Source organism: Yokenella regensburgei ATCC 49455, assembly GCF_000735455.1.
Classification (GTDB): domain Bacteria; phylum Pseudomonadota; class Gammaproteobacteria; order Enterobacterales; family Enterobacteriaceae; genus Yokenella; species Yokenella regensburgei.
Window position 1 is genome coordinate 93,893 of sequence record NZ_JMPS01000073.1, and the last position, 24,058, is coordinate 117,950.

Annotated in this window: 27 protein-coding genes; 11 read left to right on the top strand and 16 right to left on the bottom strand. The window is 54.5% G+C overall.

Annotated features, from left to right (window positions below):
• Nucleotides 1–4 precede the first annotated feature (4 nt).
• Nucleotides 5–565, top strand: a complete 561-nt coding sequence (gene speG, locus GYRE_RS19050; protein WP_006819971.1) for a spermidine N1-acetyltransferase — start codon at nt 5–7, stop codon at nt 563–565.
• Here speG and GYRE_RS19055 read toward each other — a convergent pair.
• Nucleotides 559–1,269, bottom strand: coding sequence for a YnfC family lipoprotein (locus tag GYRE_RS19055; protein WP_081874679.1), 711 nt, complete (start codon nt 1,267–1,269; stop codon nt 559–561). The genes speG and GYRE_RS19055 overlap by 7 nt on opposite strands.
• A gap of 104 nt (nt 1,270–1,373) precedes the next feature.
• Here GYRE_RS19055 and GYRE_RS19060 point away from each other — a divergent pair, with 104 nt between their 5' ends.
• The 4 genes from GYRE_RS19060 to clcB all read left to right on the top strand — a co-directional run bounded on the left by GYRE_RS19060 (nt 1,374) and on the right by clcB (nt 6,259).
• Nucleotides 1,374–1,646 (top strand): DUF1161 domain-containing protein, encoded by a 273-nt coding sequence (locus GYRE_RS19060; protein ID WP_006819969.1) that lies wholly within the window; start codon nt 1,374–1,376, stop codon nt 1,644–1,646.
• A gap of 99 nt (nt 1,647–1,745) precedes the next feature.
• Entirely contained in the window at nt 1,746–4,175 is a 2,430-nt protein-coding gene (ynfE, locus tag GYRE_RS19065) for a selenate/tellurate reductase subunit YnfE (RefSeq protein WP_038257566.1), read from the top strand.
• 51 nt (nt 4,176–4,226) lie between these two features.
• Nucleotides 4,227–4,841 (top strand): Tat proofreading chaperone DmsD, encoded by a 615-nt coding sequence (gene dmsD / locus GYRE_RS19070; RefSeq protein WP_038257567.1) that lies wholly within the window; start codon nt 4,227–4,229, stop codon nt 4,839–4,841.
• A gap of 122 nt (nt 4,842–4,963) precedes the next feature.
• Complete coding sequence (clcB, locus tag GYRE_RS19075) at nt 4,964–6,259, top strand: voltage-gated ClC-type chloride channel ClcB (RefSeq protein ID WP_038257568.1); 1,296 nt, start codon at nt 4,964–4,966, stop codon at nt 6,257–6,259.
• Here the strand turns inward: clcB and bioD are convergent.
• The 3 genes from bioD to GYRE_RS19090 all read right to left on the bottom strand — a co-directional run bounded on the left by bioD (nt 6,212) and on the right by GYRE_RS19090 (nt 9,340).
• Complete coding sequence (gene bioD, locus GYRE_RS19080) at nt 6,212–6,907, bottom strand: dethiobiotin synthase (protein WP_006819965.1); 696 nt, start codon at nt 6,905–6,907, stop codon at nt 6,212–6,214. The two genes, clcB and bioD, sit on opposite strands and share 48 nt — an antisense overlap.
• 184 nt (nt 6,908–7,091) lie before the next feature.
• Complete coding sequence (gene mlc / locus GYRE_RS19085; RefSeq protein ID WP_038257598.1) at nt 7,092–8,312, bottom strand: sugar metabolism global transcriptional regulator Mlc; 1,221 nt, start codon at nt 8,310–8,312, stop codon at nt 7,092–7,094.
• A gap of 131 nt (nt 8,313–8,443) precedes the next feature.
• Entirely contained in the window at nt 8,444–9,340 is an 897-nt protein-coding gene (locus tag GYRE_RS19090) for a LysR family transcriptional regulator (protein WP_006819963.1), read from the bottom strand.
• 114 nt (nt 9,341–9,454) lie between these two features.
• On the opposite strand from GYRE_RS19090, the gene GYRE_RS19095 reads away from it, so the two are divergent.
• Entirely contained in the window at nt 9,455–10,717 is a 1,263-nt protein-coding gene (locus GYRE_RS19095) for an MFS transporter (protein WP_006819962.1), read from the top strand.
• Here the strand turns inward: GYRE_RS19095 and GYRE_RS19100 are convergent.
• Both GYRE_RS19100 and GYRE_RS19105 read right to left on the bottom strand, forming a co-directional pair.
• Nucleotides 10,710–12,584, bottom strand: a complete 1,875-nt coding sequence (locus GYRE_RS19100; protein WP_006819961.1) for a potassium transporter Kup — start codon at nt 12,582–12,584, stop codon at nt 10,710–10,712. The genes GYRE_RS19095 and GYRE_RS19100 overlap by 8 nt on opposite strands.
• A gap of 15 nt (nt 12,585–12,599) precedes the next feature.
• On the bottom strand, nt 12,600–13,109 hold the full coding sequence (locus GYRE_RS19105) for a DUF1003 domain-containing protein (RefSeq protein WP_006819960.1): 510 nt from the start codon (nt 13,107–13,109) through the stop codon (nt 12,600–12,602).
• Between the two features lie 232 nt (nt 13,110–13,341).
• Here GYRE_RS19105 and GYRE_RS19110 point away from each other — a divergent pair, with 232 nt between their 5' ends.
• The 4 genes from GYRE_RS19110 to GYRE_RS19120 all read left to right on the top strand — a co-directional run bounded on the left by GYRE_RS19110 (nt 13,342) and on the right by GYRE_RS19120 (nt 15,447).
• Entirely contained in the window at nt 13,342–13,605 is a 264-nt protein-coding gene (locus GYRE_RS19110) for a signal transduction protein PmrD (RefSeq protein WP_006819959.1), read from the top strand.
• Nucleotides 13,606–13,817: 212 nt separating this feature from the next.
• The gene (gene asr / locus GYRE_RS24320) at nt 13,818–14,366 is read left to right on the top strand and encodes an acid resistance repetitive basic protein Asr (RefSeq protein ID WP_038257600.1); all 549 of its coding nucleotides are present in this window, start codon (nt 13,818–13,820) and stop codon (nt 14,364–14,366) included.
• Nucleotides 14,367–14,440: 74 nt separating this feature from the next.
• Nucleotides 14,441–14,524 carry a small membrane protein YdgU gene (gene ydgU / locus GYRE_RS25415; protein ID WP_455685177.1) on the top strand — a complete coding sequence of 28 codons (84 nt, stop codon included), beginning with the start codon at nt 14,441–14,443 and terminating at the stop codon, nt 14,522–14,524.
• A gap of 101 nt (nt 14,525–14,625) precedes the next feature.
• Nucleotides 14,626–15,447, top strand: coding sequence for a trypsin-like serine peptidase (locus tag GYRE_RS19120; RefSeq protein WP_038257570.1), 822 nt, complete (start codon nt 14,626–14,628; stop codon nt 15,445–15,447).
• 1 nt (nt 15,448) lies between these two features.
• Here the strand turns inward: GYRE_RS19120 and GYRE_RS19125 are convergent, their stop codons facing one another.
• From GYRE_RS19125 to GYRE_RS25350, 4 genes are all read right to left on the bottom strand, one after another.
• On the bottom strand, nt 15,449–17,611 hold the full coding sequence (locus tag GYRE_RS19125) for a bifunctional diguanylate cyclase/phosphodiesterase (protein WP_038257572.1): 2,163 nt from the start codon (nt 17,609–17,611) through the stop codon (nt 15,449–15,451).
• A 104-nt stretch (nt 17,612–17,715) separates the two neighbouring features.
• On the bottom strand, nt 17,716–18,045 hold the full coding sequence (gene mdtI / locus GYRE_RS19130) for a multidrug/spermidine efflux SMR transporter subunit MdtI (RefSeq protein WP_006819954.1): 330 nt from the start codon (nt 18,043–18,045) through the stop codon (nt 17,716–17,718).
• On the bottom strand, nt 18,032–18,400 hold the full coding sequence (mdtJ, locus tag GYRE_RS19135) for a multidrug/spermidine efflux SMR transporter subunit MdtJ (protein WP_038257574.1): 369 nt from the start codon (nt 18,398–18,400) through the stop codon (nt 18,032–18,034). Before mdtJ ends, mdtI begins: the two co-directional genes overlap by 14 nt.
• Nucleotides 18,401–18,517: 117 nt before the next feature.
• Nucleotides 18,518–18,652: a protein YdgV gene (locus tag GYRE_RS25350; RefSeq protein WP_087943268.1), complete on the bottom strand. Its 135-nt coding sequence runs from the start codon at nt 18,650–18,652 to the stop codon at nt 18,518–18,520.
• Between the two features lie 166 nt (nt 18,653–18,818).
• On the opposite strand from GYRE_RS25350, the gene GYRE_RS19140 reads away from it, so the two are divergent.
• The gene (locus tag GYRE_RS19140) at nt 18,819–19,850 is read left to right on the top strand and encodes an AI-2E family transporter (RefSeq protein WP_038257576.1); all 1,032 of its coding nucleotides are present in this window, start codon (nt 18,819–18,821) and stop codon (nt 19,848–19,850) included.
• Nucleotides 19,851–19,895: 45 nt separating this feature from the next.
• Here the strand turns inward: GYRE_RS19140 and GYRE_RS19145 are convergent, their stop codons facing one another.
• From GYRE_RS19145 to GYRE_RS23990, 6 genes are all read right to left on the bottom strand, one after another.
• Nucleotides 19,896–20,927, bottom strand: a complete 1,032-nt coding sequence (locus GYRE_RS19145) for a fimbrial protein (RefSeq protein ID WP_038257578.1) — start codon at nt 20,925–20,927, stop codon at nt 19,896–19,898.
• Between the two features lie 21 nt (nt 20,928–20,948).
• The gene (locus GYRE_RS23285; RefSeq protein ID WP_006819950.1) at nt 20,949–21,524 is read right to left on the bottom strand and encodes a fimbrial protein; all 576 of its coding nucleotides are present in this window, start codon (nt 21,522–21,524) and stop codon (nt 20,949–20,951) included.
• Nucleotides 21,508–22,212 carry a fimbrial biogenesis chaperone gene (locus GYRE_RS19155; RefSeq protein WP_038257580.1) on the bottom strand — a complete coding sequence of 235 codons (705 nt, stop codon included), beginning with the start codon at nt 22,210–22,212 and terminating at the stop codon, nt 21,508–21,510. The genes GYRE_RS23285 and GYRE_RS19155 overlap by 17 nt, the downstream gene beginning before the upstream one ends.
• A 64-nt stretch (nt 22,213–22,276) precedes the next feature.
• Nucleotides 22,277–23,341, bottom strand: coding sequence for an FKBP-type peptidyl-prolyl cis-trans isomerase N-terminal domain-containing protein (locus GYRE_RS24755; RefSeq protein ID WP_038257582.1), 1,065 nt, complete (start codon nt 23,339–23,341; stop codon nt 22,277–22,279).
• On the bottom strand, nt 23,338–23,766 hold the full coding sequence (locus GYRE_RS19165; protein ID WP_038257584.1) for a hypothetical protein: 429 nt from the start codon (nt 23,764–23,766) through the stop codon (nt 23,338–23,340). Before GYRE_RS19165 ends, GYRE_RS24755 begins: the two co-directional genes overlap by 4 nt.
• A complete protein-coding gene (locus GYRE_RS23990; RefSeq protein ID WP_112471402.1) occupies nt 23,750–24,013 on the bottom strand; it encodes a fimbrial biogenesis chaperone in 264 nt (87 codons plus the stop codon). The genes GYRE_RS19165 and GYRE_RS23990 overlap by 17 nt, the downstream gene beginning before the upstream one ends.
• Between the last annotated feature and the right edge of the window lie 45 nt (nt 24,014–24,058).

The window sequence follows — 24,058 nt, forward strand, 5'->3', positions numbered from 1 at the left end:
TTTCATGGCTGATGCGCCAACCATCAAGCTACGCCCGCTGGAGCGCGAAGATCTGCGCTTCGTCCATCAACTCGATAACAATGCCAGCGTTATGCGTTACTGGTTCGAAGAACCCTACGAGGCATTTGTTGAACTCTCCGACCTGTATGACAAGCACATTCACGATCAGAGCGAACGACGTTTTGTGGTGGAATACGCAGGCGAGAAAGCCGGGTTGGTCGAGTTAGTGGAAATCAACCACGTCCACCGCCGCGCAGAGTTCCAGATTATTATTTCCCCGGAGCATCAGGGTAAAGGGCTGGCCTCTAAAGCTGCAAAGCTTGCGATGGACTACGGGTTCACCGTGCTGAACCTGTATAAGCTGTATCTCATTGTTGATAAAGAGAATGAGAAGGCTATTCATATCTACCGTAAACTCGGTTTTATGGTGGAGGGGGAACTCATCCATGAGTTCTTCATCAACGGTGAATACCGCAACACAATTCGGATGTGCATCTTCCAGAACCAGTATCTGGCGGTTCACAAAGCGCCAGCGCCGACCCTGCTGAAGCCCACGGCTCAGTAATATTCGATAGTGTTCTTGATAGTGTAATTCCGCACTACCGGCGGTTTTACACTGTCATCGGTCATTTTCAGTTCGCAGCTCACCGGGTTATCGTGACGGTCGTATTTACACTGCTGGGACGCATCCCCTATTTTCTTATCATTGAGCAGGCTCACCGCCGTGTAGTCCATGCGCTTACGCAGATCTTTTGAAGGGGTTAACGCAACCGCCAGCTTTTCGTCCTGGGCCGCCGTGGTTTTCCCCAGCGGATACCCGTCTTTGGCATAGCTGTAGGTCATCTGTACATCTTTGCTATGCGCCGCAACCACAAACCCGTTGTCGTCGGTCTCCCAGGTTAATCCTGCCGCCGGCAGTTCCGCCAGTTGGCATTTACCCTGCAACTTAATCCGTTTTTCGTCAGTCGTGGCATCAACGTAGTAGTTGGCATCCAGTACCAGCGCTGCGCCGGTATTGTGCTCCACGTCTTTCAGTTCGAGCAGGTCAAAACACCCCTCTTCTGACATTTTGGCATTGACCTGCTTGCTTGTTTTGCCGTCTTCATCCATCAGCGTCTGGCTGAAGGCTTTGACCGGGCCACGCAGCGGATCGAAATCAAATTCGTTTGAGAAACTGGCCATTTCCGGGGTAAAGCTTGCCGGAGCCGTGGCGTTATCACATCCGGCGAGCACGCACGCCATCGACACCATTATCAGCGCTTTCTTCACACAATCTTCCTGTTCAGGGATTTTTCTCATTCATTTTAGCAAATACAGTTATTTACACTAGCTCTGCTATGCTGAGATGATGAACGCGTGACAAGGAGGCAAAGATGAAATCAGCAAAATGGCTACTGGCTTTACTGGTGGTTGCGGCAGCGCCCGCGCTGGCGGCCCCGGAGTCCTGTGAAAGGGTAAAAAGCGACATTGAGCAGAAGATTATCGGCAATGGCGTTCCGGAATCAGGTTTCTCCCTGAGCATTGTGCCTAACGATCAGGCCGACCAGCCTGGTGCCCAGGTCGTAGGCCACTGCGCCAACGACACCTTCAAAATTCTTTATACCCGCACCTCTGGCGCACAAGACGCTTCTGGCGAAGCGCAGTAACCGCTTTCAGCCAGATTATCCCCGGTTTGACCGGGGATAATGTTCTCATACCTCCCAATAAGTACTATTCCCCCCATCTTGCGAAAAATGGGGGTAGTCATGTCCGAAATCGAACATTCAGGCGGGATCAGCCGTCGATCGCTGCTAAAAAATTCTGCGATTGGGTCGCTGGCGCTGGCCGCGGGTGGCATGTCGCTCCCGTTTCGTCTGAATGCAGCAGCGGAGGCGGTGCAACAGGCGAAAGATAGCGTGGTCTGGGGAGCCTGCTCCGTTAACTGCGGCAGCCGCTGTGCGCTGCGCCTGCACGTGCGGGATAACGAAGTTTACTGGGTAGAAACCGACAACACCGGCGACGACGTTTACGGCAATCACCAGGTACGTGCCTGTCTGCGCGGTCGTTCAATTCGTCGGCGCATCAATCACCCGGAGCGCCTGAATTATCCGATGAAACGCGTGGGCAAACGCGGCGAAGGTAAGTTTGAGCGCATCAGCTGGGATGAGGCGCTGGATATGCTGGCGGACAACCTGCAGCGCACGGTTAAAGAACACGGCAATGAAGCGGTGTATATCAACTACGCCTCGGGGATCGTCGGCGGCAATATAACCCGTTCGTCACCGTCGGCCTCGCTGGTTGCGCGATTAATGAACTGCTACGGCGGTTATCTGAATCAGTACGGTACTTATAGTACCGCGCAGATTGCCTGCGCGATGCCGTACACCTACGGCACTAACGAGGGCAACAGCACTTCGGATATCGAGAACAGCAAGCTGGTGGTGATGTTCGGTAATAATCCTGCCGAAACGCGGATGAGCGGCGGTGGCATTACTTATTATCTTGAACAGGCGCGCGAACGCTCTAACGCCAGGATGATTGTCATCGACCCGCGCTATACCGATACCGCAGCCGGACGTGAAGATGAGTGGATCCCTATCCGCCCGGGTACCGACGCCGCGCTGGTCGCGGGGATCGCCTGGGTACTGATTACGGAGAACCTCGTCGATCAGCCGTTCCTCGACACATACTGCGTCGGCTACGATGAGAAAACCCTGCCGGAAGGCGCTCCGGCAAACGGCCATTACAAGGCTTATATTCTCGGCCAGGGTGACGACGGCGTGGCGAAAACGCCGGACTGGGCAGCGCGCATTACCGGTATTCCGGCTGAAAAAATCACCCAGCTTGCCCGCGAAATTGGCATGACCAAACCGGCGTATATCTGCCAGGGCTGGGGGCCACAGCGTCAGGCCAACGGCGAGCTCACCTCCCGCGCCATTGCAATGCTGCCCATTCTCACCGGCAACGTTGGGATTAATGGCGGCAACAGCGGCGCTCGCGAGTCCACTTATACCATCACCATTGAACGCATGCCGGTGCTGAAGAACCCAGTGAAAACGGCGATATCCTGCTTCAGCTGGACCGACGCCATCGATCGCGGTACTGAGATGACCGCCCTGCGCGACGGCGTGCGCGGTAAAGACAAACTCGATGTCCCGATTAAGTTCTTCTGGAACTACGCGGGCAACACCATCATCAACCAGCACTCTGATATTAACCGCACCCACGACATTCTGCAGGATGAATCAAAGTGCGAAACGATCGTGGTGATTGAGAACTTTATGACCGCGTCGGCGAAGTACGCCGACCTGCTGCTCCCGGATCTGATGACCGTTGAGCAGGAAGATATTATCCCGAACGACTACGCCGGTAACATGGGCTATCTGATATTCATTCAGCCCGCGACCTCCGCGAAATTTGAACGAAAACCCATTTACTGGATCCTGAGCGAAGTTGCGAAACGTCTGGGGCCGGACGTCCATCAGGCGTTCACCGAAGGCCGCAGCCAGGCCGAATGGTTACAATACCTGTACGCCAAAATGACCGCCAAAGACCCGGCGCTTCCGGCTTATGACGAGCTCAAACGGATGGGGATCTACAAGCGCAAAGATCCGAATGGTCACTTTGTCGCTTACAAAGCGTTTCGCGATGACCCCGCCGCCAATCCGTTGAAAACGCCGTCAGGAAAAATTGAGATCTACTCAGGCCAGCTTGCTGATATCGCCAGCCGCTGGGATCTGGATAAAGATGAGACCATCAGCCCGCTGCCGGTATACGCTTCCACCTTCGAAGGCTGGGACAGCCCGCTGCGCGCCCATCTTCCGCTGCAGCTGTTTGGTTTTCACTATAAGGCCCGCACCCACTCAAGCTACGGCAATATCGACGTGCTGCAGGCCGCCTGTCGTCAGGAAGTGTGGATGAACCCCGTCGATGCGCAAAAACGGGAGATCCGCAATGGCGATATGGTTCGGGTGTTTAACGAACGTGGCGAGCTGCGCATTCCGGCAAAAGTGACGCCACGCATCATGCCGGGCGTCACCGCCATGGGCCAGGGGGCCTGGCACGATGCCAATATGACCGGAGACCGTATTGATCACGGAAGCTGTATTAACACGCTGACGACGCACCGCCCTTCGCCGCTGGCGAAAGGTAATCCGCAGCACACTAATCTGGTAGAGATTGAAAAGATCTCCTGATACTGAGGGTATACTCCTCGTTATTGCCACGCCCATTAAAGGAATTATGTGATGATTGATGAGCAACAGCGCGAGTCCTTCGCTTTTGCCACCCGCGTACTTGGCGCCCTGTTTTACTTTGCGCCGGATAATGCACAGACCGCGCCGCTGGCTAACGCTTTCCAGGACGGCACCTGGCTTGCACAGTGGCCGGACGCAACGCCGGAAGTGGCGGCGCTGACGGAGGGCTTTGCGGCAACCAACGACGAGACGCTGCCGGAGGCGTATCAGCGCCTGTTTGTTGGACCCTGGGCGCTGCCAGCACCGCCGTGGGGTTCGGTCTGGCTCGACCGTGAGAACGTGCTATTCGGAGACTCCACCCTCGCGTTGCGCCAGTGGATGCGGGAAAAAGGCATCGCCTTTGATGTGTCGCAGAACGAGCCGGAAGACCACTTTGGCACGCTGATGATGCTTGCCACCTGGCTTACCGACAGCCAACGGTACGACGATTGCGACGAGCTGCTGGCCTGGCACCTGCTGCCATGGTCATCGCGCTTCCTTGAGGTCTTTATCGGGAACGCTGGCCATCCGTTCTATGTGGCGCTGGGTAAGCTGGCACAGCTGACTCTGGCGCAGGCGCGTGAAACGCTGCTTATCCCGGTTGCCGAGAAAAAGCTCTACCGCTAACTGCCTGGTATTTAGGGGGAGAGTTTTCTCCCCTTAATTTTATTCACTATTCACCATCGGATTTTGCCTCAACACCATTTTCGTCGCACAATACGGTATCACCCTGAAAATCCCGGTAAATCATGCAACGACTCCCTGCCTGGCCAGACCTTCATGCGATGTTCCGCCGTCTGCTGATTGCCATGCTGATTGGTATTCTCGCGGCGCTGGCGGTATCACTGTTTCGTCACGCGATGCTACTGCTGGAGTGGTTGTTCCTCAGTAACAACAGCGGAAGCCTGGTGAATGCGGCAAACTCGCTGGTCTGGTGGCGTCGACTTCTGACACCTGCGCTAGGGGGGCTTGCCGCGGGCGCTCTGCTCTGGGGCTGGCAGCGCCATACCCGGCAGCGCCCTCATGCGCCAACCGACTACATGGAAGCGCTGGAAACCGGCGATGGCAAGTTCGATTACGGTGCCAGCCTGGTTAAATCATTAGCCTCACTTCTGGTCGTGGTCAGCGGTAGCGCCATTGGCCGCGAAGGCGCAATGGTGCTGCTCGCCGCGCTGGCCGCATCGTGGTTCGCTCAGCGCTTTACCCCTAAATCGGAGTGGAAGCTGTGGGTTGCCTGCGGGGCCGCCGCCGGGATGGCCAGCGCTTATCATGCCCCCCTTGCCGGAAGCCTGTTCATCGCCGAAATTCTGTTTGGCACATTGATGCTGGCCTCGCTCGGCCCGGTGGTGGTCGCCGCCGTCGTGGCGCTGCTCAGTACGCAACTGCTGAACGGGGATGCCGCGCTGCTCTATAAGGTGGACGCCATTACCCACGTCACCCCTGCCGAATATGGACTCATCATCGCCACTGGCCTGCTCGCCGGGCTGTGCGGCCCGCTGTTTATCTGGCTTTTCGGCGTCGTTCACCAGCAGTTTGTCCGTTTACATCTGTCACCGCCGTGGCAACTGGCGCTTGGCGGGCTAATCGTTGGCCTGCTGTCGTTGTTGACGCCAGCGGTCTGGGGAAACGGATACAGTACGGTGCAGGGTTATCTGCTGGCACCGCCGGTGCTTAGCGTTATTGCCGGCGTGTTTATCTGCAAACTGCTCGCCGTGCTGGTCAGCAGCGGCTCCGGCGCGCCGGGCGGTGTGTTCACACCGACGCTGTTCGTTGGCCTTGCCGTCGGGATGTTGTTTGCAAATCTGTGTGGCTTGTTGATGCCGGAAAATACGCAGATGGTCGTGTTGATGGGGCTTACCGGAATGGCGACGCTGCTGGCAGCAACCACGCATGCGCCGATTATGTCGACGCTGATGATCTGTGAAATGACCGGGCAGTATACGTTACTGCCCGGATTATTAATGGCGTGCGTGGTGGCGTCGGTACTCTCGCGAACCCTACGCAAAGACTCTATCTACCGCCAGCACACTGCCGAGGATAGATAAATCAACGTAATGTGCCAGATCACGCTGTTCAGCGCGCGGCAGGTACGGCAGTTCGCCAATCAGCGGGGCCGGCAGTTTCTTGCTCAGCACCTCGATGATTTCGGCGTAATGCGCCAGACCCGGGTTGATGCGATTAGCGACCCAGCCGATGAGTGGCAGACCATCGCTGGCAATGGCCTGAGCCGTCAGCAGCGCATGATTGATACACCCTTCCTGAATGCCCACCACCATCACAACAGGCAGCTGCTCCTGCACCACCCATTCAGAAAGCGGACGCAGATCGTTCATCAGGCTGCGCCAGCCGCCGGTACCCTCAACCACAACATGTTCAACCTGGCCACTCAGCTGCGAAAGGCCGTTCGACAGCAGCGAATAGTTAACAGGGCAACTGTGCGCCACGCTGCTCTCATCTTCGCTGAGCGCCAGCGGGTTTACGGCCTCGTAGGGTAATTCCGGCGTTGAGACGCTCTGGAGCACCAGCGCGTCCCGATTGCGTAGACCATCAGGCGTCTCTTTACAGCCCTTGGCAACCGGCTTGTATCCTGCCACGCTTTTACCGCTGGCCGCCAACGCCTGCAGTAGCGCGCGGGAAACCACCGTTTTCCCGACAGAAGTATCAGTACCCGTTACAAAGAAACGCTTAAGCATTACTTACTCCACAGCTATGCTGGTGAAATTGAAGACGCCCCTTCCCGTCAACCCATTCATTAATTGGGCTTTCACGTGAGTCGTCTATAACCAAAGGAAATAATTAAGAAGAGTGAAAGTCTACGCGATGGGCGTTATGCACAGCTTGAGATAGCGCAATTTTTTTATCGACAATCAGAATTTGTTAACCCTGTAACAGTCGTATCAACAAAGATCCATTATACAGCGCATCTTTTACCAGCGCGGCGCCCGCCATGGTCCCCCGATTGGAGAACTGGGTGCTTTCAACCGAAATATGACGGCTGTATGCAGGCAAAGACTGGCGGTGAATGCAGTCGCTAATGGCCGGGAACAGGATGTCGGCGGCCTGATTGAACGGTGAGCCAATCAGTATTTTTTGCGGGTTGAATAAATTGACCATAATCGCGAGGATGCGGCCCACGTTGGTGCCGATACCGCTGATAATATCTTTCGCCAGCAGATCCCCCTGCAGTGCCGCCTGACAGAGCGACTCCACGCTTAACGGTTTCTGGTGCAACAACGAGCTCATCGATTGCCCCATTCTTACCTGCGCCAGCTCAAGCACGCTTTCAACGCTGGCAATGGTCTCAAGGCATCCATGATTGCCGCAGTAGCAACGCTTACCGTAAGGATCGACCTGAGTGTGGCCAATCTCCACCAGGCTGCTGCTGCCCGCATGCAGCAGACGACCGTCAGTAATAACCCCTGCGCCAACGTTATGGTCGATAACCACCTGGATCACGTCGCGCGCCCCGCGGGAAGCGCCAAACAGCGATTCCGCCATGGTCCAGGCGCTGATGTCATGCTGAATGTATACCGGTACGCCGGTGTGGGACTCCAGCGCTTCGCCAAGCGGCATTTCTTTGACGTCGTCATAGAACGGCATGCGATGAATGATGCCGTGCTCGGTATCAATAATCCCCGGCAGAGTGATGGCAATGGCGGTCAGACGTTCCAGCTGCTTCTGGTGGCGGATAAAAAACTGGTCAATATGCGTGATGATGCGGTTGAGGAAAGGCTGGGTATCCTGCTCGGGCAACGGGAGTTGTTCTTCAACGACCACTTTGCTGCTGAGATCGCGCAACGCGAGATGGATCTCCCCCCGGTTGATGCGCAACGAAAGATAATGCCAGGCTTCGGTTTCCACCATCAGCCCTACCGCCGGGCGGCCACGGCTGCCGGGCTCCTGGATTTCCGTCTCCTGCACCAGGTGCGCTTCCAGCATCTCGCGAACAATTTTGGTGATACTGGCGGGTGCCAGTTGCGCAAATCGGGAGAGGTCGATGCGTGATATCGGCCCGAGCTGATCGATCAGGCGGTATACCGCCCCGGCGTTAGTCTGCTTTATCTGATCAATATGCCCTGGCTGACTGTCGGCTACCACCACTGAACTCCCTTTATTTTCGCGCTTCGAAATAAACTTATGTCTATGGTGAAACACTTCAATACCACCCGTCAAATATTTACTTAGCCTTGTGATTTACCGCACATTTTTACCCCTTTTGTTGGCGTTTTTTAGTGCGTTGCGGCGGTAATTAACTGTTCCCGGAAACGCAAGGCAGACTGACTCGGCTCATGGTGCTTCGACCATACCAGCCACATTTCTGATAACGCCTGCTTTTCTTTTATGGGTAGCCAGCACATTTCCTGCAGCTGAACTCGCTTAAATGACGCCGGCAGAATCGATACGCCAAGGCCAGCCGCCACCAGGCCGATAATGGTCATCGCTTCCCCCACCTCCTGAGTGATTGTTGGCGTCAAATTGAATTCACGCATCAGTCCGAGAATATCGTCGTACAGCCCGGTGCCGACATGTGGATCAAAAAAGACGAACGGCTCCTGGGCCAGAGCGTGCAAACTCACGCTCTCCTGCTGCGCCAGCGGATGGCTGCGCGGCACCATTGCCATCAGCGGTTCACGGCGAATAACCTGCCAGGTCAGGTTGTCCGGGAGCTGGGTATTACGCATTAAGCCTAAGTCGAGAGTACCTTCGCTGAGCGGCGTGATTTGCTCGCGAGTGTTCATTTCACGGGTCTGTAGATGGACATCCGGGTACTGGTGACGAAACCGCGATAACGTGGAGGAAACGGCCTCGATAAACGGTGCTGATGAGGTAAACCCGATACGCAGCTCACCCGTTTCGCCATGATGAAGCCGGGACGCACGGGCGGAAGCCTCTTCCACCATACCGAGAATTTGTCGACTGTCGGCCAGAAACTGCCTCCCGGCCGCCGTAAGGCTAACGCTGCGGTTGGTGCGCGCCAGCAGGCGGGCATCAATTTGCTGCTCGAGGATCTGAATTTGCTGGCTCAGCGGGGGTTGAGAGATGTTGAGCCTGGCAGCGGCGCGGCCAAAGTGAAGTTCCTCAGCAACGGCAATGAAATAGCGTAAATGACGCAGTTCGATATTCATATTTAAAACGTATCATTTGAGATTATTAATATATTAGACAGAATATTTACAATTTCATACTCTTTGAGTGTGACCTGAGTCGCATTATCTACACCCTATTAGCAAGGATCTCTCGTGAGCCGTACAACGACCGTTGACACCGCCCCGACTGGCGTCGTCATCGAAAAACCTGCACTTCAGTCGAATGAGTTTATCCGTCGCGGCACTCCCGCGTTTATCCGCGTGACGCTCGCGTTGTTTTCTGCAGGCCTTGCCACCTTTGCCCTGCTCTATTGCGTGCAGCCCATCCTGCCCGTGCTGTCGCAGGAATTCGGTGTTTCACCGGCAGGCAGCAGTATTTCTCTGTCGATTTCTACCGGGATGCTGGCCGTTGGTCTGCTGTTTACCGGCCCGCTTTCTGACGCGATTGGCCGCAAGCAGGTGATGGTCACCGCCCTGCTGCTGGCCTCCTGCTGCACCCTGCTCTCGACAATGATGACCAGCTGGCAAGGGATCCTCATTATGCGTGGCCTGATCGGCCTGTCGCTGAGCGGCGTTGCGGCGGTCGGCATGACCTATCTGAGTGAAGAAATTCACCCGAGCTTTGTGGCATTCTCGATGGGGCTGTACATCAGCGGCAACTCGATAGGTGGGATGAGCGGACGTCTGCTTACCGGGGTGTTTACCGATTTCCTTGGCTGGCGCATTGCCATCGCGGTTATCGGTTGTTTTGCCCTGGCGGCCGCGCTGATGTTCTGGAAGATCCTGCCGGATTCGCGCCACTTCCGCCCGACGTCCCTGCGCCCCAAAACCCTTTTCATTAACTTCCGTCTGCACTGGCGCGATCGCGGGCTTCCGCTGCTGTTCCTTGAAGGATTCCTGTTGATGGGGTCGTTTGTTACCCTGTTCAACTACATCGGCTACCGCCTGATGCTCTCGCCGTGGTCCCTGAGCCAGGCCGTGGTCGGCCTGCTGTCGGTTGCCTATCTCACGGGTACCTGGAGTTCGCCAAAAGCGGGCGCCATGACCACCCGCTATGGCCGTGGCCCGGTGATGCTGTTCGCTATTGCCGTAATGCTGTTCGGTCTGCTGATGACCCTGTTTGCTTCCCTGTGGCTGATTTTTGCCGGGATGCTGCTGTTCTCCGCCGGGTTCTTCGCCGCACACTCGGTTGCCAGCAGCTGGATAGGCCCACGCGCCCGCCGCGCCCGCGGTCAGGCTTCCTCGTTATACCTGTTCAGCTATTACCTTGGCTCCAGTATCGCCGGTACGCTGGGCGGAGTGTTCTGGCATAACTACGGCTGGAACGGCGTGGGCGGTTTTATCGCCCTGATGCTGATTGCCGCCCTGCTGACCGGCTCGATGCTGCACAATCGTCTGCACGATACGGTTAAATAGCGACCCGTCGACCGATCTCCACCACCTGATCGCCCGGCAAACGATAATAGTTGGTGATATGGGTGCTGTTTCTCACCATAAAGGCATAGCAGTTGCGCTGCCACGAGGCCATCCCATCCCTTTCACGGGCGATGATGGTCTCGTGCCCCAGATACCAGGTAATTTCATCGGCAATAAACGGGGCTGGCGCACCGGAAACGCTCTGCAACAGCTGCGGAATATGCGGCTGCTCCATAAAGCCATAGCGCGCCACGCCCTGCCAGTATCCCGGCGCACGTTCGCAAAACACCAGCCTGTCGCTGGCCTTCACGTACGGGAAGTTCTGTATTTCGATGGTCAATGACACCACTTTCTGCTGTAGCGCACGGTTGCGCGCCACATGCCAGCGCATCACCGGTGGAACACCATTCTGCATACGGGTTAAAAACAGTGCGGTACCCTGCACCCGGGGGATCTGCATGTCGCTGAGTTTCTGGAAAAACTCATCAACACCGATCACTTTCTCACTAATGGCACGTGACGTCGCCTTCACTCCCCGGTTCCAGATAAGCATAATGGCGCAGATAATCGCCGCCAGGGTCAGCGGGATATACCCCCCCTCCATCACTTTCACCAGGTTGGCAATCAGGAAGCTGCTGTCAATGACCAGGAAACAGGCGGCGACCAGACCGCTGGCCAACAAGCTCCAGCCCCAGATCTGCCGCATGGCCATAAACAGCAGTCCGGAGGTCATCAGCATGGTCAGCGACACCGCAATGCCGTAGGCCGCGGCAAGATTCTCCGACGATTTGAACGTCACGGCGAGGCCTACCGTCACCACCATCAACAGCCAGTTAATGGTACCGATGTAAATCTGGCCATAGCTTTCCGCCGTGGTTTGTTTGATGCGCAGACGCGGGAGCCAGCCGAGCAGAATGGCCTGTCGGGTCATCGAAAATGCGCCTGTGATAATCGCCTGGCTGGCAATTATCGTGGCAAGGGTGGCAAGAATCACCAGCGGAATTTGCAGGAACGGCGGACACAGACGGAAGAAGATATTGCCCGTAATGTCAGCGCCGGAAAGTATTATCGCTGACTGCCCCGCATAGTTGAGTAATAACGCAGGAAACGCGAGAGCAAACCAGGCCAACCAGATAGGTTTTTTACCAAAATGCCCCATATCGGCGTACAGCGCCTCCGCACCGGTAACGCACAGGAACACGCCGCCCAGCACCAGGAAACTGCTGAAGCCGTTAGAGAATAAAAACGAAATTCCATAGGCCGGATTAATCGCCAACAGTACCGCCGGATGTTTGACGATGCCTGATATCCCCAGCACGGCAATGGCGATAAACCACAGAGTCATCACCGGGCCAAAGATTTTGCCTATTCTCGCGGTGCCGAAGGGCTGAATAGCAAATAAGGCCACCAGAATCACGACCGTCGCAGGCAAAATATAAGACTGAGCTTCCGGGACGATGATGTTAAGACCTTCAAGAGCCGAAAGAACGGAGATAGCGGGAGTAATGGCACCATCACCATATATCAGAGCGGCACCTGGCAACGCGGCAAACATCACCCACTTGCTGTGTTTCCCTTTATGCACCAGCAATGACATTAATGCCATAATGCCGCCTTCGCCATTATTGTCGATACGCATCGCGAAGATGGCGTATTTTACCGAAGTGACCAGGATTAGCGTCCAAAAAATAAGCGACAACAAGCCCAGAATAACCTCAGGTGTGGGATTATCCCCGGACAATAGTAATATTGTTTTCAGGGTATAAAGCGGGCTGGTGCCGATATCACCAAATACAACGCCCAGTGCTCCGCCTGCTAACATGAGCTTTCCCGACGTTCTGTGGCTTTCTACGCTGTTGCTGTCCATTTTTATCCCACGCACTTAGTTGTTTGGCTTAACATCCTGAGTCTGATGTTGGGCAAGCTGCAGCGTTAATTTTTCAATACGTTCAGCCATTTGCCGCGTCAGATCCGTTAATTCCGTATTTTGCTGCAATAACTTGAATAATTGTTCTGACTGTCGCTCGGCGAGCTCCTGCCGTTGGCTCATAGCATCCGCCAGATCTTCCCGGTGCTGGGCATCGGCTAACGCATGCGCCCCGTCGCGCTCTGCCTGTCTGGTTTGCGCCAGTAAAATCAACGGTGCGGCATAGGCGGCCTGTAGACTGAAGGCCAGGTTAAGCAAGATAAAAGGATACGGGTCAAACTTAGTCCAGCCGACAATGTTAATCAGGATCCAGACCCCAACAATGATCGTCTGCGCGACCAGAAATGTGGGTGTGCCGAAAAATCGAGCGAACGCTTCTGCCTTCAGCGCAAACCATTCATCGCCAAAAGTATGCGAGTAACGAGATAATGGTCGATGAAACCGAAAAATATCTTTTTTATTCATATGGCACCCATCAGATAAAATTTCACTCCTGGAATAGAGAAGTACTTGTTCTGAATTAAGAATATAGCCAAATATGCAGCTCGCAGCCAGAGGTTGAAAATCAACCAGTTGTAAAAATATATTCTTCCGAAGCCGCCTGGTGGAGGTCACATTTCTATAAATGAAGCGTCGTTGTGAATCAAAATATCTGTTAGCCTTAATGCATCGACGTTGAATTTTAAGCAGGTTATCTATGGAGTGGCTGGTTATTGACGCCATTTTTCTGAGAACTACTGGCTGTTATGCCCTGATCCTCCAGTCCGCAAAATTAAAGATGTTGGCGGAAGTGACTTCTGTAATCCCTATCAAAACAGGCGACAGGCTTTATCCGGTTAAAGACGCCATTTATCTGCTCAACAGGAATGCCCAGCATAAAGTGAAGGCCGTCAGTGCAGGTGAATTCTCTGGCGCGCAATGGCTTTCCTTAAAAGCGCTGACACAAACTGTGACCGCATAACACCATCCTACGTCTGAGTATCCCCCTTCTTTCTCTCTCGATACCCCCGGTACACCGCGCCACGGCGCATGTACTGTGGTTTTTGTACATTGTACAAACGGTTACACGCCGAAACCAAACACTCACGGAAAGCGAGTAAACACAAGGATATAGTTATTTCAACGGCCCCGCAGTGGGGTTGAAATGAAGAAACCAATTTCGAGGGTATGAGAATGAAAAAAGTATTAGCTCTGGTTGTTGCCGCTGCTCTGGGTCTGTCTTCTGCTGCTGCGTTTGCAGCTGATGCTGCAAGCACCACGACTCCGGCTCCTGCTGCTGCCGCAACTCACGCAGCACCGGCGAAAGCCACTACTCATCACAAGAAACACAAGAAAGCAGCTGCTACCACTGAAGCCGCTAAACCAGCCGCTCAGAAGGCGCAGGCTGCTAAGAAACACCACAAAAAAGCCGCTTCCACCGAAGCCGCTAAACCAGTAGCTCAGAAGGCGCAGGCTGCTAAGAAACACAAAAAAGAAGCCGCTAAACCGGCAGCACAGAAAGCCCAGGCTGCTAAAAAGCACCACAAAACTGCCGCTAAACCAGTAGCGCAGAAAGCCCAGGCTGCTAAAAAGCACCACAAAACTGCTGCTAAACCAGTAGCACAGAAAGCTCAGGCTGCTAAAAAGCACCACAAAACTGCTAAACCAGTAGCTCAGAAAGCTCAGGCTGCTAAAAAACACCACAAAGCAGCAGCTAAACCGGCTGTGAAACCAGCTGCATAATAATTGCCTGGTAGTACAGACCTTATGATAAATCGGCGCTGGTTCAGCGCCGTTTTTTTCTGGAGAGAGCAATGATGTTGCGGCGCTATCGTTTTGAGCTCATCCTTATATTGCTAATCATCTGCGCGCTTATTGCCACGCGGTTCTTTTTCTACTGAGTGTAGCACGCTGATTTTACTCCCACTTTTCTACCGTCCCGTCTATAGTAGTGTCATTGGGTTTACATTTTATAATTCTAATTGCCCCATCAGAGTGTGATATGCATAAAACCGTAGCGCTATTTCTGGGTTCATTTTGTCTGTTTTCTGCCATCGCTCATGCAGACGACGCCAGCGATGACGGCCTTAGCGCCAGTGACCAAAAGACACTATTTTTCGGCCATGACGACCGTACTCGCGTCAGCAATCCAACAGATTCACCGTGGGACGCTATTGGTCAGCTGGAAACCGCCAGTGGCAATCTGTGTACCGCCACACTTATCTCCCCGCGTCTGGCGTTAACCGCCGGGCACTGCCTGTTAACGCCGCCAAATGCCAAACCGGATAAAGCGATAGCATTGCGCTTTGTGTCGAAAAAAGGCGTCTGGCGCTATGAAATTCACGGGATCGAAGGGCGTGTTGAGCCCTCTCTCGGTAAACGATTAAAAGCCGATGGCGATGGCTGGATAGTTCCGCCTTCTGCCGCGCCCTGGGATTTTGGTTTGATTATCCTGCGCTACGCCCCATCAGGGATTGAGCCATTGCCCATTTTTGAAGGTGATAAAGCCGCACTGAATGACGCGCTGAAAGCCACGGGACGTCAGGTTACCCAGTCGGGCTATCCGCTGGATCACCTTGATTCGCTGTACACCCATAACAACTGTCTGGTGACCGGCTGGGCGCAAACCTCGGTAATGTCGCACCAGTGCGATACTCTGCCCGGCGACAGCGGCTCCCCGCTGCTGCTGAAAACCGACAGTGGCTGGCAGGTTATCGGCGTACAAAGCTCCGCTCCTGCGGCGAAAGATCGCTGGCGGGCGGACAACCGGGCTATCTCTGTCACGGGATTTCGCGACAAACTCGAAGCGCTGGCGCAAGAATAACCTAGCACTGGCGCTGCTGTCGCAGTTGTAATAGCGAGTCAATTGGCATTGGCTCGCTAAAATAAAATCCCTGCAGCTGGTCACACCCCGCCAGACGCAACAATTTTACCTGCTTCTCATTTTCAACACCTTCGGCAATCACCGTCATCCCCAGCGCACTGGCGATGCGAATGGTACCGCTCACCAGCGCAGCGGCTTGTTCATCGTTATCCACCAGGCCCGCCAGCGATTTATCAATTTTGATAGAGTCGAAATTGAAACGACGCAGATAACCAATGCTGGAATAACCGGTACCAAAATCATCAAGCGCCACGGCGGTGCCCAGTGCTTTGAGATTGTAAATGGCCGTACGCGCCCGCTCCGGGCTTTCCAGCACGTAGGTTTCCGTCACTTCCAGCTGCAGGCGATGCGCCGGGAAGCGGCAGGTTTCCAGTACGTTTGCTACCTTCTCTTCAAACTCCGGGTCACGGAACTGCGCCGGGGAGATGTTGACTGACAGCTTCAAATCGTCCAGCGCCTGCAGGTCCTGACAGGCTCGTCGCAGCACAAACTGGCCCAGCGCATAGATAAGCCCCCCGGTCTCGGCAATGGTAATAAACTCGTCCGGGGTCAACGCACCTTGAGGGCGGCGCGGCCAGCGTACCAGCGCCTCAACGCCTATCATTACCTGGGTTCGTGCATCGACGATCGGCTGGTACCAGACGTCAAACTCATCATTTTCCAGCCCCTGACGAATATCATTTTCGATCATCAACTGATATTCACGTGCGCTGTTTAGCTCGGTGTCGTAGTGCGTAATACGCCCTTTTCCGGTAATTTTTGAGTGATACATCGCAATGTCTGCCCGGCGGAACAGTTCAGTACGGGAACACTCCTCCGCCGTACCGCTGGCAATACCGATGGAAGCGCCAATATGAATAGTTCTCTCGCCAATGCGAATCGGGTTGTTGAGAAACTCCAGTACACGTCCGGCGAAGGCAGATGCCTGCGCCAGAGAATGTTTCCCCTCAGTGGACATGGCAAACTCATCGCCGCCGAGGCGTGCCAGCATACCGCCAGGCGGCACAATGCTTTGCAGCGTATGGGCTATGTGTACGATAAGTTCATCACCCACATCGTGGCCGTAGATATCGTTAACGTCCTTAAAGCCATCAAGATCGATAAACACCGCCGTTTTGACACCGTTATCCGGCCGGCCTTTCACCGACTCAAGGCGCTCAATCAGCGCTCTGCGGTTCGGTAAATGGCTGAGCCAGTCGGTGAGCGCTATTTCACGGGCAATTTTTTCGTTACTGGCAAGCTTAAACAGGCCGACGCTGCTGAAGAGAATAAAGGCAAGGATGATCGCCGCGGCTAGCAGAACAATCTGGCGAATTCCGCTCGACGCTGCTTTTGCCGCCTCCGCCCCCGGCAGACGCGGTTCCCAGTTCAGATACCCCACTACCGTACCGCCAGAGGTTTTCATCGGAACGCTGAACTTACTGGTTCGTTCTGCCGTGAGGTTAAGATTGGTAATCTGGAAAGTATTCCCCAGCTCACGCAAAATTTGCGGATTGAGATGACGGGTGATGACCAGATAGCGGCGGGTGCTGTCATAAACCTGCAGGCGGCCCATCATTGGACGAATGAGCCCTATGCCAACAAAAGCAATTCCCTGCCGCGTTTTGGTGATCCCGGCGTAGATATTTTTCCCGGTTTTTAGTCCGTCACCATGCTGACGGATAATCGACTGCAGGCCGTCGCCAAAAAAATTGAGGTCCGTTTCATTGAACGGGCTACTGTGAAACGATCCCCACAGCACGTTGAAGCCCTGGTCGAGGACAAAGGTGCCGTCGTAGAGGTTATTGATCTTGAAACCCGCCCCCCAGGTGTTGAACAGCCACTCTTTATCGAGTTCCGGCGGGTACACTTTGTGGACCGCATCGTCCCAGATAGCGTTATCAATAACCAATGAAAGCACCCGATTAACCGAGGTCTGTACCGCGCCCTGCACGGAGAGCGCCGTACGATGTTCATCGATTTCATTCGCTTTGGTACTGATGAGGTGTAAAGAGAGGTACAACAACGCCACGACCGAGATAATAAGACCTATCCCGGCCATGAAAATCATGACGAACAGCGTTCGTGCGGTGGGAATATTACGCCAACTTAATGGATTGAACATTCACTACCCTCATGGTGGCAGATGCCGGGAGAGTTCCCAATCTTTTTGTTAAGCGTAATACAGAGGGTGAATTTCGCTGCCCGGAATTACGGGCAGCGATCACATCAGGCGAGTTTTATCATTACCATGCCGATAATCAGCAGGACCAGACCGGCCCAACCTTTATTGTTGAGGCGCTGACCAAACAGCACCCAACCGGCAGCCAGGGTGGCGGCGATACCGAAACCGCCCCACAGTGCATATGCCACTGACAGGTCGATTCCTTTTACCGCCTGCGACAGCGAACTGAACGCTGCCAGTACGGCCAGTAATGAGAGAATGCCGTAGGTTTTACGACGAAAACCGTCGGAAAGTTTCAATAATACGTTGGCGGCGATTTCAAGAACGATCGCCAGGGCCAACCAGGCGCCGTGGACCCACTCAAACTGTTGCATGAGCTGGCTCCTTGGTCATCGACGCTTTTTTGGCTTTGCGGGTACCTGATTTAATCAGCACAATCCCCAGAACCAGCGTTGTCAGACCCGCCACTTTCATCGGTGTCAGCGCTTCGTCAAATAACAACACGCTGAACAAAGTAATTAACAGAATACCAATACCTTCCCACAGTGCATAGGCTACACCCAGGGCGATTTTTTTAACGGCAAATGCCAGGAAAATATAGGACGTGGCAATCATCGCCAGCATCAAAATATAGCCAGTGTTGCCACCGCTCACGCTTGCCCATTTCATCGACAAGGTACCGGTAATTTCTGCAACAATTGCTAAACCTAAAAGGATCCAGTAAAACATCATTCTTCTCCTGCTTGAGAATAAAAATCCATCGCGGTAAGCCAAAAAAGGGGCGAACCGAAAAAAAACTATGTTAGTGCCGTGCGCAGTGCGCCAGCGAATGCAGGGGAAGAAAGACTATAGCTCAGAGCGCCAGTGCTGTTCACCAGAGAGCAGGTTGTATGGGGATAGTAAAACGATGTATGTAGAGATGAAAGTTCTGAACATATTGTCCATAAAATTACAATTATCCGCGGTATTGCTTCTCGTCATTGCGGATCAAAATTGTCCTCGGTAGTTAAACACACTATATATTTAGCACAGCGGCACATTTTACTCAAAAGATTTTCAAATCTTTACTAAATGTGACTGGCACGGATAAGTTTATTCTTAATTCGATCGCCATTATGATGTTCTCCGGACAAGTACAGGAGTCACTATGGTCAAGCCCATCATCACATTTAACGGATTAAAGATAGTCATCATGCTGGGCATGCTGGTCATCATTTTCACCGGTATTCGCCTGGCGGCGGATATCATCGTCCCCTTCATCCTTGCCCTGTTCATTGCCGTGGTGATAAATCCGCTGGTTAACCTGCTGGTGCGCTGGCGCGTCCCCCGGGCACTGGCCATTTCGTTGCTGATTGGGCTGATTATTCTCATTGCCGTTCTGCTACTCGCGTCTCTTGGCACTTCGCTGAACGAGCTAGCCCGCACTCTGCCCCAGTATCGTACGTCACTGGTGGTGCCGTTGCAGGACATCCAGCCCTGGCTCACCCGTTTTGGTTTTGGCGTCTCGGCGGGAGAATTGGGGAAATATCTCGACCCTAACGCCGTCATGTCGATGGTAACCGGCATGTTAACCCAGCTCTCCAATGCCATGTCCTCCATTTTTCTGCTGTTGCTGACCGTCATTTTTATGCTGCTTGAAGTCCCGCAGCTGCCGTCCAAACTGCAGCAATTGATGGCGCGCCCGGTTGAGGGCATGGCCGCCATTCAGCGCGCCATCGACAGCGTGTCTCACTACCTGGTGCTCAAAACGCTCATCAGCCTGTTCACCGGCCTGGTGGTCTGGGGCATGCTGGTGATGCTCGACGTTCGCTTCGCCTTTATCTGGGGAATGCTGGCCTTTGGTCTGAACTATATTCCCAACATTGGCTCGGTACTGGCGGCTATCCCCCCTATTCTCCAGGTGCTGGTGTTTGGCCGACTCTATGATGCGCTGGTCGTGCTGGCAGGCTATCTGGTGATAAACCTGGTTATCGGTAATATGCTGGAGCCGCGTGTGATGGGCCGGGGATTAGGTCTCTCCACCCTGGTGGTGTTCCTGTCGTTGATTTTCTGGGGCTGGCTGTTAGGTCCGGTGGGCATGCTGCTGTCGGTTCCGCTCACCATCATCGCCAAAATTGCGCTTGAGCAATCGGAAGGCGGCAAAAGCATTGCCTTCTTGCTGGGTGATGCCAGTAAATAAACTGAAATAGGCATACAAGCGCTTTGCCCAAAGGGTTTACGGTGGTTACTGCTGCTCAAGAATAAGTATCGCACTGGCGCTGAAAGGACCTGTATCGACGGCGCCCGGTGCCACCGCGGGGTTACGAGTAACCGTAGCCGTCAGCGTATCGTGCCCCTGGCCGTCCTGAAGACGAGTAGAGAACTTTCCTCCAGGGCTGAGCGGTAAACCGTTTCGGGTGAGCGAGACCCCTACGGCAGGATTAGTGCTGGCAATGACCGCGTCAGAAAAACTTGCGTGCCCGGCCAGGAGATGAATATCCACCGGCAACGTTTTTGCCGCATTGCATCGATAGTCCAGCGTAATGGTCTGCCGGTTTTCGCTTTCCCGCGCTGGAGTCAGAGAGTCAGTAACAATATTTCCGAAGTCAATATGTTCTCCTCCAGGGATGTTAATTTTGCACAGTACCGACACCGGGATAAGACCACTGGTGCTGATAAATATCGGGAGAAAAACAGAACTTTCATCAGGTCTAGGCCAAAAACCTGGAGTACCAATGGCTGGATAAGCAAACATAAGGGGGATTTCGGTTGGGGTAATAATACCCCCACCAATAACATCCCGTGCTAACTCCAGCGTTATGCTGCCCTTTATATGTATATTGGCAGTGAACTGTCCGCTCCTGGCTGGCGGTCGAAAATTCAGCCGGAAAGGGTCATAAGTTGACATGTCTACTCTCACGAACTCAGAGTCTTCAATACTAAACCCGACCAGGTTTAGATCATCGTTTATCTTTCTTTTCCATCCGTCCACACGGGGAAGTCTGATATAAGCATGGGAGTAAGCGATATATAAATCCTTTGGGCTGAGGTAAGAAAACTGATAATGCACGGTCGGATTAAAGGAATGGTCAAAGTTAACCGTAAGCGTTGCCCCTTTGGTATAGCTTGGAAAACGGGCCGAATCGACGCTGATGACCATTTTATCTGTGCTATCGGTCCATATTGCGTCGCCCCTGCAAACGGCGACAAAGCACACGGCAGTCATGCTAATGAGGAAACGGGTCATCCGTTTCAGGGTTAATATGTTTTTCATCATCCATATTCCTGGTCATTAAGGTTAGGGATACCGGAGTACAAAGCTGGCCGTTGAGTGGAAATCACCCATCCGAATCGTTTTATTTTTTACGGCATCGTTCGCTCCTTTCAGGGAGGCGAAAACCCGGATTTCGTTGTTTCCTGGTTGCAGAGCGATGCTGACCTTATCCTGATTTATTCTGAGCAATTGCCCCTGCTCGTTTGTCAGCATAATTGCGAAACCTCGTGCCGCTCCGGTAACGGCCAGCAGCCCAGGCTGGTCCCCATCTTCGTCGCCGTAAAAGCGAACATCGAGGCGCTGGCTGTGCTTGAAGGTGCAGTTAAGCACCCGAATAATGATTGTCCGACGGCTGGTCGTGTCGTAATCGTAGAAGTTTTTAACCGGTATGCTCTGGAAGTCCACCCGTTGATGCGCCGAGGCAATATCCAGCTTGCAGGGGGCATGGCTCAGCACGCCGGAAAATGTCAGTTGCGCATATCCCTCATTAGCAGCGCGAGCCGCCGTCACTGCAGCTACCCCTGCGAGGACGCCCAGCGCCAGGATGGAATACCAGCGAAAGCGGCTCTGAATGGGCGCCAGGTTACTGCACTTTGGCACGACAGATCCCCTCCAGGCAGTGGAATATAATCTCAGGCTGGCCCCCGTAGTCGTTGATATAGGAGATAATCGGCTCGGCCAGACGAGGGGCCTTAAGCCTGGATTTGCCCTCCGGAGCAATCATCACAGGAGTCATATCAGAATAACCGCCGTCCCGGTTTTTCAGGCCAGTTACGGTAATGTAATACGGCGTTGGGTTATCGATTTCATAACCGTCGTCGATGCGGTGCAGGATCATTTTACTCTGCCAGACCGAACCGCGGCTTGCCCGAATAGAGGCGGGTCGATAGAACAGTTTGATCCGAGTCTGAAGCGCAATTTGCAGCGCGTTAGCACCGTTGTCCCGGGGCGGGATGCCGCGCAGGTTGAAGTAAAATAGTGATTCTTTATCCTCGGGAAGCCGATGCGCGGCATGCGTCGCGACGATTCGGACCAGGCTGCTGGCGCCGGGTTCAATGCGCTGTACCGGTGGGATGGCAACCAGGAACTCGCTGTTTTTCTTTCCGGCCGCATCCTCCACCCATGCCTGAGCCAGAAAAGGTCGGGTCGGATCATCATTCGTGGCGGTCAGGCTGACGGACGACTCTCCCGCATTCAGAATAATACGGGTGCGATCCAGGTTTATCGCGGCGTGCGCAGCGCCCGCTATTAGCAGGGTAGCACCGAGAACGACATGGATATCTCGCATTACTTCACTCCTGTTTATCAATAGATTGGTCACAGCCCCTTTCCCCATTCGTTAAGGAGTGCCATCATTCAGTCGCCGAAGTATGGCGCAGCGGAAACACGTAGTTCCGCGGATCGAAAGTACGGATCATGGTCACCCGCACGGGCAGCGATCCATCCTGCGCCGCCTTCTGCACAACCGTCACGGCACCACCGTACCCGGCCTGCGCTATCGCTTTCTGCCATGGAATGGGCAGATCGCCCAGCGCTGCATTGAGTATTTTCTTCTCCGCCTGCATATCGCGAATAACTGTCCCGTCCGCCAGCATTTCCCTGGCCACCAGGGGGATCACGCTGTGGCGTGTCAGCCCGTTGCGACGACCGGCCTGATCCACGCGGTACCAGACCCCTTCTCCCCCCGCGTGCACTCCTCGCCGCTGCCGGAAATCCATCACAAAGCGGTTTTCTGACGCCAACTGATGTTCATGCGCTTCCCTGCCAGCTCGCCGTACTTCAACGATGGCTCGTTGCTGTGCGTTCTCCAGCTGACGTCCCCGCAGACGAACCTGTCGCAGGAAAACGTCTCTGATCCCCGCGAGCATCAACGCGCGATCGTGCTTCACGCCAGATAACGCCAGCACAGCTTCATTTTGAAGAATCGCTGTGCCAGCCATCACTCCGCTCGCATAGGCGACTTCATCTGCCTGTCCGTGAATGGATGGCCTTGTTTCACCGGGCCTCAGAGCCAGAAAGCCCAGCAGAACCTTTCGGCTCCGTGCCAAAAGTTGTCGCATTTTTTCTGCCCCCCGGTATATCCTGACGCTCCCGTTCCGGCCAGGGCCGCGAGAAACAGGCACACGCTCAGGGATCGATGCTTTTGCACGACCATGATTGTCATCGACACGTTTTTTGTCCTGAAGACGTGGATGCGCGGGTCGGACATCGCGGTCAGAGACCGGGTGTTGAAAAGCTGGCTTAGGGCGAGCGACGGGGTGGTTTCCGGCAACTGGTCCCTCTTCCGCCAGGGACCAAAGCCCGTTCAGTGAGATTTCCGACTCCGGACGCAGGATATCCGCCACCGGCGCCGCCGCCAGAGGCGTGCCAGCAGTGGCCACCCAGATGAGGCCCCCCACAATGCCTGCCAGCCTCATTCCTGTTCGACCTGCTGGCTTAGATTATTTAGCAGAGTGTGGCGAATGTCGGCGCAGACCTTGTTCACCCGGTAGCGGTATAGCGCGTCGATAGTCTCCTGAAGTGGTGGAGACAAGGTGTCGCGAACTCCCGCGTACTGGTGCATTCTCTGCATCAGTACCGTGAAATGACCGGACAGCGGGGATGCCGCCCCCGGGGCTATCGTATTCAGAACCGTGAGCTCCTGCCGACATCGACCGGGCAGCCCGTTATCATCTGCCTGCCGCGCCGGGCGACGATTTTCTTGCTTCGCAGAGGTCGCATTTTTATCTGTCGCGGCCGGCATGCTGCTTTTACGGCTCTGAGCACCGGACATCAGGCTACAACCGCTCAGACACAGCGAGAGCACGGCGAGCAACAGGCAGCAATTACGACTGACTGACATGACAGACACTCCCGTGACAGGAAAAGGTCAGCTCGGGCCGAGCCCCATAGTCGTCGATATACGTCAAAACCGGCACCTGCAGTGTCGGGGACACCATCCGGGTACTGCTCCGTGGCGCAAGCGTCCGTGGAGCGATATCCGCGCTGCGGCCACGCTTCGCCTTCAAATCGACCAGCGTAACGTAGTAAGGGGTCGGGTTATCCAGCCGGTATCCGTCATCCGTCCGGGTCAGAACCAATTTTGTCATCCAGGGGCTGCCGGAGCGTACCGCGAGAGCCGCGGGACGGTAAAA